Origin of the sequence: Streptomyces sp. NBC_01268 (assembly GCF_036240795.1) — a bacterium.
Lineage (GTDB): Bacteria > Actinomycetota > Actinomycetes > Streptomycetales > Streptomycetaceae > Streptomyces.
Map to the genome: position 1 here is coordinate 1,759,535 of NZ_CP108454.1, position 13,307 is coordinate 1,772,841.

Below are 13,307 nucleotides of genomic sequence, written 5' to 3' on the forward strand. Positions count from 1 at the left end.
GTCTGGGGGGACCCTACAAGCTCAGGTGATGTCGTCGTAACCGTTCAGCCGCTGCGACCTGACGCCGTCCGACTCGCCGGTGGCCTGCTCGGGCAGGGCCCGGGCGGCTTCGACGGTCTCGGGCCCACGGACCGGCTCGGGGGTGAGGTCGAGCTGCGAGGCCTCGTCGTCGTCGAGCTCGGCGTCGGGGTTGTTGCGCGCCCGGCGCTTGTCGTTGAGGAGCGAGAAGCCGACGGCCGCCAGGTACAGGATGGTGATCGGTCCGGCGAGGGCCAGCATGCCGACCGGGTCGGTGGTCGGGGTGATGACGGCGCCGAAGACGAACACGCCCATGATCACGCCGCGCCACCAGCGGGCCATGCGGCGTCCGCTGAGGACACCGGTGAGGTTCAGCATCACCAGGACCAGCGGGAGCTCGAAGGCGAGGCCGAAGACCAGCACCATGCGCAGGGTGAAGTCGAGGACGTCGTTCAGCCCGAGGATGTTCGCGGAGCCGTCCGGCGTGAGGCTGATCAGCACCTTCACGCTCACGGGAAGGATGAGGTACGCGAGGTAGGCACCGGCCCCGAAGAGCGGGACCGCGGCGCCCACGAAGGCGTACGTGTACTTCTTCTCGTTCTTGTGCAGTCCCGGCGCGATGAAGGCCCAGAGCTGGTAGAGCCAGACGGGGCTCGCGACGACGAGACCCGCCGTGAGGGAGAGCTGGATCGTCGTGCTGAACGGCGCCATCAACGTGTTGAAGGAGACGATCGCGCAGTTTCCACCACTACTGGTGACGCCTTCGGCGCACGTGGGCACCGACTTCGTCAGGAACTGCATCAGGTCCTCGCTGTACACGAGGGCCACGACGGTGACCGCGGCGATGGCCAGGAGGCCCTTCGCGAGGCGGTTGCGAAGTTCACGCAGGTGCTCCACGAGGGGCATCCGGCCCTCGGGATCCTTCTCCTGCTTGCGGGCAGACTTGAGCAACCCACGTCCTCATCTCGTGCGGCAGCCGTCGCCCTAGTGCGACGGCCGCGGCGGACCGGGTCAGCGCTTGGTGGTGTCCGTGGGCTCGGTCACGGGACGCGAGCTGGTCACGTCGCCGGGCGCGGCCTGGATGGTGCGGGGCGCGGGCTGCTGGTCCTGGGCGCCGGCGTGGGGCGGGTCGGCGGGGGCGCTCTGCTGGTCCTCGGACTTCATGGCCTTGGCCTCGCTCTTGAGGATGCGGGCCGACTTGCCCAGCGAACGGGCCATGTCCGGCAGCTTCTTGGCGCCGAACAGCAGGATGATCACGACGAGGATGAGAATGATCTCGGTGGGGCCGAGCCTACCCATAGCTGTTTACCTTCTTCACCGAGGCGACATTGGAGTGCGTGCCCGGCGGGTCGGACATGCGTCCGGCCACCGCGCTGCAAGCGATCGTAACCCGCAGGAGTAAACGGGCGGCAATGCCTGTGCATACTCGCGATTTCCTCCCGCGGACCCGGTCCATGGAAGCTCTTCGCAGCGTACGGCACGGATTCAGCGCAGCGTCTCGCCGGTCCTCGCCAGATCGACGGCGGCCCGTTCGAGGTCCTCGGCGGCCTGGTTGATGCGCTGTGTGGTGTGGGCCACTTGACGGCCGAGGCGCTGGGCCTCCAGGAAGACCTTGATCCCGAGGACACCGAGGACGGCGATGCCGAGGAAGCCGAGGGCGATGGCGAGCATGGGCCAGAACATGTGCCGAGCCTAGACGCCCCGACGCCGGGGGACGTCAGCCGGTGGTGTGCAGCCGGAGGGTGTTCACGCCGCCGCCGGTGAGGAGTTCGATGATCCGCTCACCGGCCGGCTTGCGGACGGAGCTGCCGCACTCGGGGCAGGTGAAGGAGTAGAAGGTGGTGCGGCGGCTCGCGCCGATGGCGAGCCGCAGGGCGCCCGCGGAGAGTTCGAAGCGGGAACGGCACTCGGGGCAGGCCGCCTTGAAGTGGACCGGGGCGACCGTCGCCGCAAGACCGGACATCGCAGACATCGCGGACATTTCCCTCAACTCTCCCCACTGCGGTACGTGCGTGCGTCTCACTGGGAACAGCGCCCGGTCCCCCCGGAACGTCACGTCCCCCTGCTCTCAGCCCTCGTACGCGGCCAGTGCGGCAGCCGCCGCCGCCTGCGCGCTGTCCGCGAGCTCCTGCGGGGCGACGATCCGCCCGTCGCTGCCGAGCCGCAGCGCCAGCCGGCGCAGCGAGGCCGGGGCCGGGGTCCGCAGCGTGATCCGCAGACCGCCGTCGGGCAGTTCGTCCGCGCGGTCGTGCGGGTAGTACTCGGCGACCCAGCGCCCCCCGGGACCCACCTCGACCACGACCTCGGGGTCCTCGGCGGACGGCTGCACGAGCCCCTCCGACAGGTCCCGCAGCTCGATCTCCGGGGGCGCCGCGTGCTCGTCCAGGATCCGGATCTCGGCGACCCGGTCGAGGCGGAAGGTGCGGCGCGCCTCGGAGAGGCGGCACCACGCCTCCATGTACGTGTGGCCGACGGCGAAGAGCCGGATCGGGTCCACCTCGCGCTCGGTGAGCTCGTCGCGGGCCGGCGAGTAGTAGCGCAGCCACAGGCGCCGGCGCTCGGAGATCGCCCGGTCCACCTCGGCGAAGACCCCGCCCTCGGACTCGAAGGTCACCGAGAGCCGGGAGCTGGCACCGGCCACCTCGCCGGCCGCCGCCTCCAGCTTGGCCGTGGCGCGCAACAGCGCCTCGCGGTCGCCCTCGCGCAGGCCGGGCAGGGTGGCCACCGCCCGCGCGGCGACCAGCAGGGCGGTCGCCTCGTCGGCGGCCAGTCGCAGCGGCGCCGCGACGTCGTCGGGGTTGTGCCACCAGATCCGGTCGCCGTCGGTGTCGATGTCCAGCAGGTCGCCGCCGCGGAAGCTGGTCCCGCACATCGGCAGGACGTCGAGGTCGGAGATCAGCTCGTCCTCGGTGATCCCGAAGGCGCGGGCCACGTCGGCGACGTGCGCGCCGGGCCGCTCGCGGAGATAGGTGACGAGGGAGAGCATCCGCCTCGTCTGGTCGATCGCGTTCGCCGCCATGGTTCCTTCCCCCTCAGCCCTTGGCCACGGCGCGCAGCCGCTCCACCACGTCGGCCCGCAGATCGGCGGGCTCCAGCACGACCACGTCGGGGCCGAACTCCACGAGCCAGGCGTCGAGGCCGTGCCCGTACGGGATCTCCAGCTCGTCCCAGCCGTCCGGTCCCTCCTGCACGGACTGGGCGCGGGACCGCAGCGGGTAGCCCGCGCCGGCCCGCAGCCTGATCCGGGCCGAGCGGGTGGCGGTCTCCCCCGCCCAGCTCTCGACGGTCTCCCGGACGGTGACGACATCGGGCACCGGCGCGGTGAAGGCGCCGGCCCGGGAGCGGACCTTGCCGGTGATGCGGGAGAGGCGGAAGACCCGCTCGGCACCGCGGTCGCGGTCCCAGCCGGCCAGGTACCAGTGACCGCGCCAGCACTCCAGCGTCCACGGCTCGACGTGCCGGGTCTCGGGGCGGGCGGCGTTGGCCTTGCGGTAGTCGAAGACGACCGGGCGCCGGTCGCGGCAGGCCAGCATGAGCGGTTCGAAGGCGGCCTCGTGCACCGGGATGCGCGGCTCCAGGGCACTGGCCTGGGAGTCGTAGGAGTCCTCCGCCTCCGGCATGCCGGCGGCGCGCAGCTTCTGCAGGGCGCCGCTCGCGGCCCCGGCGAGGCGGGCCTGCTGCCAGACCTTGGCGGCGAGTCCGAGGGCGGCGGCCTCCTCGGCGTCGAGGGTGATCGCCGGCAGCCTGTTGGAGTCGCGGCGGGCCAGGTAGCCGGTGTCGCCGTCCAGGTTCTCGACGGTCTCGATGACCAGGCCGAGCTCGCGCAGGTCGTCCTTGTCGCGCTCGAACATGCGGTTGAAGGCGTCCTCGCCCGTGGCCTCCATGTACGCCTCGATGGAGCCCCGGAGCTCCCGCTTGCTCAGCGGGCGGCGGGTTCCGAGCAGGCACAGCGCTAGATTCATCAGCCGCTCGGCCTTGGCAATCGCCATCGACGCCCCGCACCTCTTCTGCCGGATCCACTTGTCGGACGTCCGACCGTACCGCCCCGGGGTGTCCGGACAAAAGCCGAGGGCCCCCGCCGTGGAGGCGGGGGCCCTGTGGTCGACCCGGTGTCCGGGTCAGCGCTTCGCGACGCCCACGAGGTCGCAGACGAAGATCAGCGTCTCGCCGGGGCCGATCTTGCCGCCGGCACCGCGGTCGCCGTAGGCGAGGTGCGCGGGGATGACCAGCTGGCGGCGGCCGCCGACCTTCATGCCCTGGACGCCCTTGTCCCAGCCCTCGATGACCTGGCGGACACCGAGCTGGAAGTCCAGCGGCGCGCCACGGTTCCAGGAGGCGTCGAACTCCTCGCCGGAGTCGAACGACACACCCACGTAGTGGACCTTGACGAAGTCGCCGGCCTCGGCGAGCTCGCCGTCGCCTTCCCAGATGTCCTTGATCTCCAGGTCGGCCGGCGGCTCGCCGCCCGGGAAGTCGACCTCGGGCTTCTCGATGCTCACTGCAGTGCGCTCCTCATACAAACGTGAACCACGCGGACGACGGTCCGCGCGAACAGGACAGTCTTACATCTTCGCCAGGATGTCGACGGCGAACACCAGGGTGGAGTTCTTCGGGATCCCCTGCTTCTCCTGGTCGCCGAAGGCCTCGGACGGCGGGGCCACGATCAGGACCCGGCTGCCGATCTTCTTGCCGGTGATGCCGTCCTTGAGGCCCTTGAGGGTCAGCTGGGACAGCGGGAAGTTGGCGGTCTTGCCCGAGGCGTACGTCGAGTCGAAGACCTTGCCGTCCTTCCACAGGGCGGCGACGTAGTTCACGACGACCGTGTCGGTGGCCGCCACGGCCTCGCCCTTGGACTCCAGGATGTAGTTGGAGACCAGCTTGGTCGGCGGGGCGACCTTGGGGACGGTCAGCGAGGGCTGTTTGCCGTCGGTGTTGGTGCCGACCTGCGGCAGGTTCTTGTCGTCCTGGGCGACCGGGGTGCCCTCGGCGGACTTCGGGATGGTGACGGCCTTCAGGATGTCGACCACGAAGACCAGGGTGGCGTTGGGCTTGATGTCGCCCTGGCCCTGCGGGCCGTAACCGAGCTCCGGCGGGATGCCGATCTCGACGCGGCTGCCGACCTTCTGCCCCTCCAGGCCCTGGTCCCAGCCCTTGATGACCTGGCCGGCGCCCAGCGTCAGGTCGAAGGGCTGCTTCCGGTCGAAGCTGTTGTCGAAGGGGGTGGTCTCGTCCCACTCCTGGCCCAGGTAGTTCACCTGGAGCGCGTCGCCCTTCTTCGTGACCGGGCCCTTGCCCTCGCTGATGACGTTGACCTTGAGGGCCTTCGGCGGGTCGCCCACGCCCTTGGCGAGGGTGGGCTTCTCCCCGAACTTCTCGCCCGCGGTGATGGCGGGAAGACCGTTCTTCATCGAACCGGAATCGGAGCCCTGGTCGTCACTGCCGCAGGCCGCTGTGGAGAGCAGCAGCAGCGGGACGACGAGCAGGCCGGCAAGTCGGCGCACTAGTTCCTCAGATCTCAGACGGCACAGTAGTTGTCCCGACACTCTAGGGGACCACCCTGTGATGCCGTCGGCCCCGCACGTGAAACGTGCGGGGCCGACGGGCACGTCAGGACCGGTGCTACATACCGGCGATCAGCTTTTCCACCCGGTCGTCGACCGAGCGGAACGGGTCCTTGCACAACACGGTGCGCTGCGCCTGGTCGTTGAGCTTGAGGTGCACCCAGTCGACCGTGAAGTCCCGGCGCTGTTCCTGGGCGCGACGGATGAAGTCGCCGCGCAGCCGGGCCCTGGTGGTCTGCGGGGGCACCGACTTGCCCTCGAAGATCTTGACGTCGTTGCAGATCCGGGCCGCCTGGCCGTTCTTCTGGAGCAGGTAGTACAGACCGCGGCGGCGGTGGATGTCGTGGTACGCGAGGTCTATCTGGGCGACCCGCGGGTGCGACATGGTCATGTTGTGCTTGGCCCGGTAGCGCTCGATGAGCCGGTACTTCATGACCCAGTCGATCTCGGTCTCGATGCGGTCGAGCTGCTCCTCCTCGATCGCGTCGAGCGTCCGGCCCCAGAGCTCCAGGACCTGGGCGACGACACCGCTGCGGATGCCCCGGCGGTCGACGAAGTCGGCGGCCTTCTCGTAGTACTCCCGCTGGACCTCCAGGGCGGAGGCCTCCCGGCCGCTGGCGAGGCGCACCTTGCGCTGGCCGGTGATGTCGTGGCTGACCTCGCGGATGGCCCGGATCGGGTTCTCCAGGGTCAGGTCGCGCATCACGGTGCCCGCCTCGATCATGCGGAGCACGAGGTCGGTGGCGCCGACCTTGAGCAGCATGGTCGTCTCGGACATGTTGGAGTCGCCCACGATGACGTGGAGCCTGCGGTAGCGCTCGGCGTCCGCGTGGGGTTCGTCGCGGGTGTTGATGATGGGGCGCGAGCGGGTGGTGGCGGAGCTGACGCCCTCCCAGATGTGCTCGGCCCGCTGGGAGACGCAGTAGACGGCACCGCGCGGGGTCTGCAGCACCTTTCCGGCGCCGCAGATCAGCTGGCGGGTGACGAGGAACGGAATGAGGATGTCCGCGAGCCGGGAGAACTCACCGTGCCGGGCGACCAGATAGTTCTCGTGGCAGCCGTAGGAGTTTCCCGCAGAGTCGGTGTTGTTCTTGAAGAGATAGACGTCGCCCGCGATTCCCTCCTCGTGCAGGCGGCGTTCCGCGTCGACGAGGAGTCCTTCGAGAATGCGCTCGCCTGCCTTGTCGTGCGTGACCAGTTCGACCACGTTGTCGCATTCGGGAGTTGCGTATTCCGGATGCGAACCCACGTCCAGGTACAGGCGGGCGCCGTTCCGCAGGAAGACATTGCTGCTGCGGCCCCATGACACGACACGGCGGAAGAGGTAGCGCGCCACTTCGTCAGGAGACAGTCGGCGCTGTCCCCTGAACGTGCACGTGACGCCGTACTCGTTCTCCAGCCCGAAAATGCGGCGGTCCATGTCTGAACATTACGCCTGATGGCCTGTGCTGAAACCGGGTTCGACAACCCCGTTTCGATCATTTTCCGATGAGCGCGTGTTGTTTTCGGCCTGTACGGCGTCGGGGCCGGCGTTCCCGGCGCCCCCGCTGACGGCGTGTCGCACCCGGGGCGCGGGCGGGTCGCCGCCGAGGACGCGGCCGGTGACGGCGAGGACCAGGAAGGCGACGAAGCCGCCGACGCCGGCCACCGCGAATCCGGCCGGGGTCCCGGCCAGTTCGACGACCGGTCCGGAGACGGCCGAGCCGAGGGCCGCGCCGACGCCGAAGGTGGTGACGAGCCAGGAGAAGGCCTCGGTGACCGTGCCGGCGGGCGCGTGGCGGTCCACCACGAGGAAGGCGCAGGCGAGGGCGGGGGCCAGGAAGACGCCGGAGAGGGCGGCCAGCGCGGTCATGGCGGCCGGGCCGGGCACCAGCATCAGCGGCAGGTAGCCGAGGGCCAGCAGCAGCACGAGGACCCGCAGCCGCCGCTCGGGCGGCCCGGCCCACTGGCGGGCGCCGTAGAAGACGCCGCCGATCAGGGCGCCGAGTCCGAGGGCGGCCATGAGCCAGCCGTAGACGGCCTCGTTGCCGCGGTCGTCCGCGTAGGCGACGCCGGCGACCGTGATGGAGCCGAGGGCGAGCCCGACGAAGAAGAACGAGGCGAGCAGCGCGAGCAGCCCCCGCGAGCGCAGCGCCCCGAGCCAGTGCGCCTCGCGGGGCTCGGAGCGCCAGCCGCGGGAGGGCTCGGAGAGGACCACCGACAGGGCGCCGAGCACGCCGAGCAGGTTGATGACGACCAGGGCGGCGGCGGGCGACCAGAGCGCGACCAGGAGGGTCAGCAGCAGCGGCCCGACGGTGAACATGACCTCCTGGGCCACGGCGTCCAGGGCGTACGCCCGGTGGACCCGGTCCTCGCGGCCCAGGACGCTCGGCCACAGGGCCCGCAGACCGCCCTCCAGGGGCGGCGTGAAGAGTCCGGCGACCAGGACGGCGGCGTAGGCCAGGAGGAGGTTGCCGATGCCGGTGACGGCCAGGGCCGCCATGCCGAGGGCGGATATCAGGGCGGCCGGGAGCTGGACGCGGGGCTGCCCCTTGAGGTCGACGGCGCGGCCCAGCAGCGGCTGACCGACGGCGGTGGCGAGGCCGTACGCGGCGATGAGGCCGCCGGCCAGGCTGTAGCTGCCGCCCTCCGCGCGCGTGAACACGGTGATGGCGATCGGCCCGGTGCCGTTGGGGAGCCGGCCGACCAGCGTGCCGGCCAGCAGGCGGGCCGCGTGCGGCGCCTTCAGGATGTCGAGATAGCCGCCGTTCGCCCCGGCCTCGGTGGCCATGTCGTCTCCCCTCCCCGGGCCGCAGCCCCAGGTTTTACGTATAACGTATCGGGTCATACGTACCATGACCGCAGCGCGCCGGTCCACCCCGCGTGCCGGACCACCAGCCGCCGCGGAGGCACGAGTGCAGAGCCCGGAACCCTTCAGCGGGAGCCGCCCCACCAGCCGGGACGTCGCCCGGGCGGCCGGGGTCTCCCAGGCCACCGTCTCCCTCGTGCTCGGCGACAAATGGCGCGGCCGTGTGTCCGAACGCACGGCGGGCGCGGTCCGCGAGGCCGCCTCCGCGCTCGGCTACCGCCCCAACCTCGCCGCCCGCAACCTGCGCCTGGGCAGCACCAGGACGGCCCTGCTGGTCGTGCCGGCCCTCACCAACGAGTTCTTCGCCCGGGTCTACACGGGCGCCGCGACCGTCGCCGCCCGGCACGGCTTCGGCGTGGTGCTCTACCCCTCCCCCGACGGCGTCGGCCCCGCGAGGGACCCCTTCGCCTCCGCCCGGGCCGCCCTGGACGGCGTCATCGCGTCCTCCATGGCCACCGACGCCCTCAAGGCCTTCCGGGGCACCGACCTGCCGCTGGTCATGCTCGACAGCGACCCCTCCGACGGCGGCGCCACCGCCCACGTGAACCTGGACGTCGCCGACGGCATGCGCCAGGTCACCGGCCACCTCCTGGCCCTCGGCCACCGCAGCTTCCTGCACCTGGCCTCGGCTGTGTCGTCCTGGACCTTCGACGTCCGGGCCGCCGCCCTCGCGGAGTCCCTGAGCGGCGCGTCGGTACGGACGGTCCGCGCCCCGCTCGACGTCCAGGGCGCCCGTGAGGCCGCCCAGCGGGCCCTCTCGGGGCCGGGGCCCCGGCCCACCGCCATCGTGTGCGACGACGACATCCTCGCCGCGGGAGCTTGCAAGGCGGCGCGGCGGCTCGGGCTGCGGGTGCCCGAGGACCTCTCCGTGACCGGCTTCGACGACCTGGCCCTGGCCACCGCCGTGGAACCCGAGCTCACCACCGTACGGCTGCCCGCCGAGCGCATCGGCGAACGGGGCATGGCCGCGCTGCTCGCCGTCCTGGACGGCCGCGAGCCGGAGCACGGCGACCTGCCCGTCACGCTGGCCACCCGGGCCTCCTCCGGCCCCGCACCGGCCCGCTGAGCCGCCCCCGGCACGCGCAGGGCCCCGGGACCGTGGCGGTCCCGGGGCCCTGCGCGTGTCCGGCGGTCCTACTCCTCGCCGCCCTCGGCGGCGTCGTCGACCTCGTCGGACGGGTCGTCCGTCTTCGCGACCGCCGCGTCGTCCGCGCCGAGCAGACGCACGAGCTGCCGGCCGACGATCCGCTTGAACTTGCGCTTCTGCGGGCGGGTACGGTCCAGGACCGCCACCTCCAGGCGCTCCGCGGGGATCTCCCGCTCGGTGCCGTTGGTGTCCCGGGAGAGCGCCTGCACGGCCAGCTTCAGCGCCTCGGCGAGGGACATCCCGTCGCGGTGCCGCTGGTCCAGGAAGGAGCTGATCTGCTCCGCGTTGCCGCCGACCGCGACCGAGCCGTGCTCGTCCACGATCGATCCGTCGTGCGGCAGCCGGTAGATCTGGTCGCCCTCGGGCTCCGCGCCGACCTCGGCGACCACCAGCTCCACCTCGTAGGGCTTCTCGCCCGCGCTGGAGAAGATGGTGCCCAGGGTCTGGGCGTAGACGTTGGCCAGACCGCGGGCCGTCACGTCGTCGCGGTCGTAGGTGTAGCCGCGCAGGTCCGCGTAGCGCACACCGCCGATCCGCAGGTTCTCGTACTCGTTGTACTTGCCGGCGGCGGCGAAGCCGATCCGGTCGTAGATCTCGCTGAACTTGTGCAGCGCGCGGGACGGGTTCTCGCCGACGAAGACGATGCCGTCGGCGTACTGGAGGACGACCAGGCTGCGGCCCCGGGCGATGCCCTTGCGGGCGTACTCCGCCCGGTCGGCCATGGCCTGCTGGGGTGAGACATAGAACGGCGTGGACACCGGCTATCCGTCCCTTTCTTCTGGGCTTCTACGGGGTGGCGACGCGTGGTCAGAGCAGGGCGGCACGCGGCCCGTCGGGCTGCTCCAGACGCCGCTCGGTGATCGCCCGGGCCAGCTCGGAGGACTCCGCCTCGGTGAGCCTGCGGAAGCCCTCGTCGGTGATCACGGTGACGATCGGGAAGATCCTGCGGGCCAGGTCGGGCCCACCGGTCGCCGAGTCGTCGTCCGCCGCGTCGTACAGCGCCTGGACGACGAGCGTGGTGGCCTGCTGCTCGGTCAGGTCGTCCCGGTAGAGCTTCTTCATCGAACCGCGGGCGAAGATCGAGCCCGAGCCGGTGGCCGCGAACCCGTGCTCCTCGGAACGGCCGCCGGTGACGTCGTAGGAGAAGATCCGGCCCTTCTCCCTGCCCTCGTCCCAGCCGGCGAAGAGCGGGACGACGGCGAGGCCCTGCATGGCCATGCCGAGGTTGCCGCGGATCATCGTGGACAGGCGGTTGGCCTTGCCCTCCAGGGAGAGGGTCGCGCCCTCCACCTTCTCGAAGTGCTCCAGCTCCAGCTGGAACAGCTTCACCATCTCCACCGCGAGCCCCGCCGTACCGGCGATGCCGACCGCGGAGTACTCGTCTGCCGGGAACACCTTCTCGATGTCCCGCTGCGCGATCATGTTCCCCATCGTCGCCCGCCGGTCACCGGCGAGCACCACGCCGCCCGGGAAGGTGGCGGCGACGATGGTCGTGCCGTGGGGCGCCTCGACGATCCCCTCGGGAAGCCTCCGGTTGCCCGGGAGCAGCTCCGGCGAGTGGTCGGCGAGGAAGTCGATGAACGAGGACGAGCCCGGCGTCAGGAAGGCCGCCGGCAGACGCCCGATACTACGAGGGTTGGCTTCCACGCGATTCCTTCCGGTGGGGACGACGGCCCGCCGTGGGACGCTCGGGCCGATCTTGCTTGCTGTGCACGGACCTTACCCGTGCCCGTGCCCGTCATCCGTCCCCGGGCCCACGGCTTTTCCGGGGCTCCGGGGACGGAGGCGACAGGCTCGCCGGAGCGGCTACTCGCCGCCCTTCTGCACGAAGGACCGCACGAAGTCCTCGGCGTTCTCTTCCAGCACGTCGTCGATTTCGTCGAGGACGGAATCCACGTCGTCGGAGAGCTTCTCCTGGCGTTCCTTGAGGTCGGAGCTCGCCTCCGTGGTGGTCTCCTCGACCTCCTCGGTGGAACGCGTCGCCTTCTGCTGTCCGCCGCCGGTGTCCTTGGTCGCCATAAACCTCACCCCGCTCGAATCGGCCCGCTCGTTCGGATCCCTACAAGATCAGACCCTACAAGCCGGGACTGACATCGGCCCCGCAGTTTCTACAACGTCCGGGCACTGCTCCCATGATTCCCAGTCCCCGGGCATTTCAGCCGCGCCCGGGGAATCCGGAAATCGCGTCCGCTTTCTCAGCCGCCGGACAGGACGCGGACCAGTTCCTCCGCCGTGCGGCAGCGGTCCAGGAGGTCCTTCACGTGTTCCCGGGTACCCCGCAGGGGTTCCAGGGTCGGGACCCGCTGGAGCGAGTCGCGCCCGGGCAGGTCGAAGATGACCGAGTCCCACGAGGCCGCGGCCACGTCGTCCGCGTACTGCTCCAGGCAGCGGCCGCGGAAATAGGCCCTGGTGTCCTCGGGAGGGCTCGTCTCCGCCCGTTCCACCGCGGGCTCGTCCAGCAGGCGCTTCATGCGCCCACGGGCCGCCAGGCGGTTGTACAGGCCCTTCTCGGGGCGCACGTCGGCGTACTGGAGGTCGACCAGGTGCAGCCGGGCGGCGTCCCAGTCCAGGCCGTCCCTTCGCCGGTAGCCCTCCATGAGCTCCCGCTTGGCGATCCAGTCCAGCTCGCCGGCCAGGCTCATCGGATCGTTCTCCAGCCGGTTGAGCGTGTCCTCCCAGCGGACCAGGACGTCCTTGGTCTGCTCGTCGGCGTCCGCCCCGTACCGCTCCTCCACGTACTTGCGCGCCAGCTCGAAGTACTCCATCTGCAGCTGCACCGCGGTGAGCGTCCGGCCGCTGCGGAGCGTGACGAGGTACTGGAGCGTCGGGTCGTGCGAGACCTGGTGGAGGGTGCGCACAGGCTGGTCGACGGCGAGGTCGACGGTGATGAAGGAGTCCTCGATCATCGAGAGGACCAGCGCCGTCGTGCCCAGCTTCAGGTAGGTCGAGATCTCGGAGAGGTTGGCGTCGCCGATGATCACGTGGAGGCGGCGGTACCTCTCCGCGTCCGCGTGCGGCTCGTCGCGGGTGTTGATGATCGGGCGCTTGAGGGTGGTCTCCAGGCCGACCTCGACCTCGAAGTAGTCCGCCCGCTGGCTGATCTGGAAGCCGTCCTTGCGTCCGTCCTGGCCGATGCCGACCCGGCCGGCGCCGGTGACCACCTGGCGGGAGACGAAGAAGGGCGTCAGGTGGCGCACGATGTCCGAGAAGGGGGTCTCCCGCTTCATCAGGTAGTTCTCGTGCGTGCCGTAGGACGCGCCCTTGTTGTCGGTGTTGTTCTTGTAGAGGTGGATGGGCTGGGCGCCGGGGAGCTGGGCGGCCCGCTCGGCGGCCTCGGCCATGATCCGCTCGCCGGCCTTGTCCCACAGGACCGCGTCGCGGGGGTTGGTGACCTCGGGCGAGCTGTACTCGGGGTGGGCGTGGTCCACGTAGAGCCGCGCGCCGTTGGTCAGGATGACGTTGGCGAGGCCGATGTCCTCGTCGGTGAGCTGGCTGGAGTCGGCGGCCTCGCGGGCGAGGTCGAAGCCGCGGGCGTCCCGCAGCGGGTTCTCCTCCTCGAAGTCCCAGCGGGCGCGGCGCGCCCGGTGCATCGCCGCCGCGTAGGCGTTGACGATCTGGGACGAGGTGAGCATGGCATTGGCGTTGGGGTGCCCGGGGACGGAGATCCCGTACTCCGTCTCGATGCCCATTACTCGCCGTACGGTCATGCGGCCCTCCTTGCCCGGCACCGCTC

Annotated in this window: 15 protein-coding genes; 1 reads left to right on the top strand and 14 read right to left on the bottom strand. The window is 70.9% G+C overall.

The annotated features are described in order from the left end of the window. Positions 1-21 precede the first annotated feature (21 nt). From tatC to OG309_RS07610, 10 genes are all read right to left on the bottom strand, one after another. Positions 22-924, bottom strand: a complete 903-nt coding sequence (tatC, locus tag OG309_RS07565) for a twin-arginine translocase subunit TatC (protein WP_402545902.1) — start codon at positions 922-924, stop codon at positions 22-24. Between the two features lie 105 nt (positions 925-1,029). Further along, entirely contained in the window at positions 1,030-1,317 is a 288-nt protein-coding gene (gene tatA / locus OG309_RS07570; RefSeq protein ID WP_329419177.1) for a Sec-independent protein translocase subunit TatA, read from the bottom strand. A gap of 186 nt (positions 1,318-1,503) precedes the next feature. Next, a complete protein-coding gene (locus tag OG309_RS07575; protein ID WP_046910663.1) occupies positions 1,504-1,701 on the bottom strand; it encodes a hypothetical protein in 198 nt (65 codons plus the stop codon). Between the two features lie 34 nt (positions 1,702-1,735). Then, a complete protein-coding gene (locus tag OG309_RS07580) occupies positions 1,736-1,999 on the bottom strand; it encodes a hypothetical protein (RefSeq protein WP_329419180.1) in 264 nt (87 codons plus the stop codon). A gap of 87 nt (positions 2,000-2,086) precedes the next feature. Beyond that, positions 2,087-3,037 (bottom strand): helix-turn-helix transcriptional regulator, encoded by a 951-nt coding sequence (locus OG309_RS07585; RefSeq protein ID WP_329419182.1) that lies wholly within the window; start codon positions 3,035-3,037, stop codon positions 2,087-2,089. Positions 3,038-3,050: 13 nt separating this feature from the next. Beyond that, the gene (locus OG309_RS07590; protein ID WP_329419183.1) at positions 3,051-4,007 is read right to left on the bottom strand and encodes a helix-turn-helix transcriptional regulator; all 957 of its coding nucleotides are present in this window, start codon (positions 4,005-4,007) and stop codon (positions 3,051-3,053) included. 129 nt (positions 4,008-4,136) lie between these two features. Continuing rightward, a complete protein-coding gene (locus OG309_RS07595) occupies positions 4,137-4,517 on the bottom strand; it encodes an FKBP-type peptidyl-prolyl cis-trans isomerase (protein WP_329419184.1) in 381 nt (126 codons plus the stop codon). 63 nt (positions 4,518-4,580) lie between these two features. Continuing rightward, positions 4,581-5,519, bottom strand: a complete 939-nt coding sequence (locus OG309_RS07600; RefSeq protein ID WP_329419185.1) for an FKBP-type peptidyl-prolyl cis-trans isomerase — start codon at positions 5,517-5,519, stop codon at positions 4,581-4,583. A gap of 118 nt (positions 5,520-5,637) precedes the next feature. Further along, positions 5,638-6,999: a Pup--protein ligase gene (pafA, locus tag OG309_RS07605; RefSeq protein WP_329419186.1), complete on the bottom strand. Its 1,362-nt coding sequence runs from the start codon at positions 6,997-6,999 to the stop codon at positions 5,638-5,640. Positions 7,000-7,008: 9 nt separating this feature from the next. Beyond that, positions 7,009-8,349, bottom strand: a complete 1,341-nt coding sequence (locus OG309_RS07610) for an MFS transporter (protein WP_329419188.1) — start codon at positions 8,347-8,349, stop codon at positions 7,009-7,011. 124 nt (positions 8,350-8,473) lie between these two features. Between OG309_RS07610 and OG309_RS07615 the strand changes: the two genes are divergently transcribed. Beyond that, positions 8,474-9,493, top strand: a complete 1,020-nt coding sequence (locus tag OG309_RS07615; RefSeq protein WP_329419190.1) for a LacI family DNA-binding transcriptional regulator — start codon at positions 8,474-8,476, stop codon at positions 9,491-9,493. A 68-nt stretch (positions 9,494-9,561) separates the two neighbouring features. Here the strand turns inward: OG309_RS07615 and prcA are convergent, their stop codons facing one another. The 4 genes from prcA to dop all read right to left on the bottom strand — a co-directional run bounded on the left by prcA (position 9,562) and on the right by dop (position 13,281). Then, positions 9,562-10,332 carry a proteasome subunit alpha gene (gene prcA, locus OG309_RS07620; protein ID WP_329419192.1) on the bottom strand — a complete coding sequence of 257 codons (771 nt, stop codon included), beginning with the start codon at positions 10,330-10,332 and terminating at the stop codon, positions 9,562-9,564. Between the two features lie 49 nt (positions 10,333-10,381). Further along, complete coding sequence (prcB, locus tag OG309_RS07625; RefSeq protein ID WP_329419193.1) at positions 10,382-11,221, bottom strand: proteasome subunit beta; 840 nt, start codon at positions 11,219-11,221, stop codon at positions 10,382-10,384. 159 nt (positions 11,222-11,380) lie between these two features. Next, complete coding sequence (locus tag OG309_RS07630; RefSeq protein ID WP_015032443.1) at positions 11,381-11,593, bottom strand: ubiquitin-like protein Pup; 213 nt, start codon at positions 11,591-11,593, stop codon at positions 11,381-11,383. A 176-nt stretch (positions 11,594-11,769) separates the two neighbouring features. Continuing rightward, the gene (gene dop, locus OG309_RS07635; RefSeq protein ID WP_329419196.1) at positions 11,770-13,281 is read right to left on the bottom strand and encodes a depupylase/deamidase Dop; all 1,512 of its coding nucleotides are present in this window, start codon (positions 13,279-13,281) and stop codon (positions 11,770-11,772) included. Positions 13,282-13,307 lie beyond the last annotated feature (26 nt).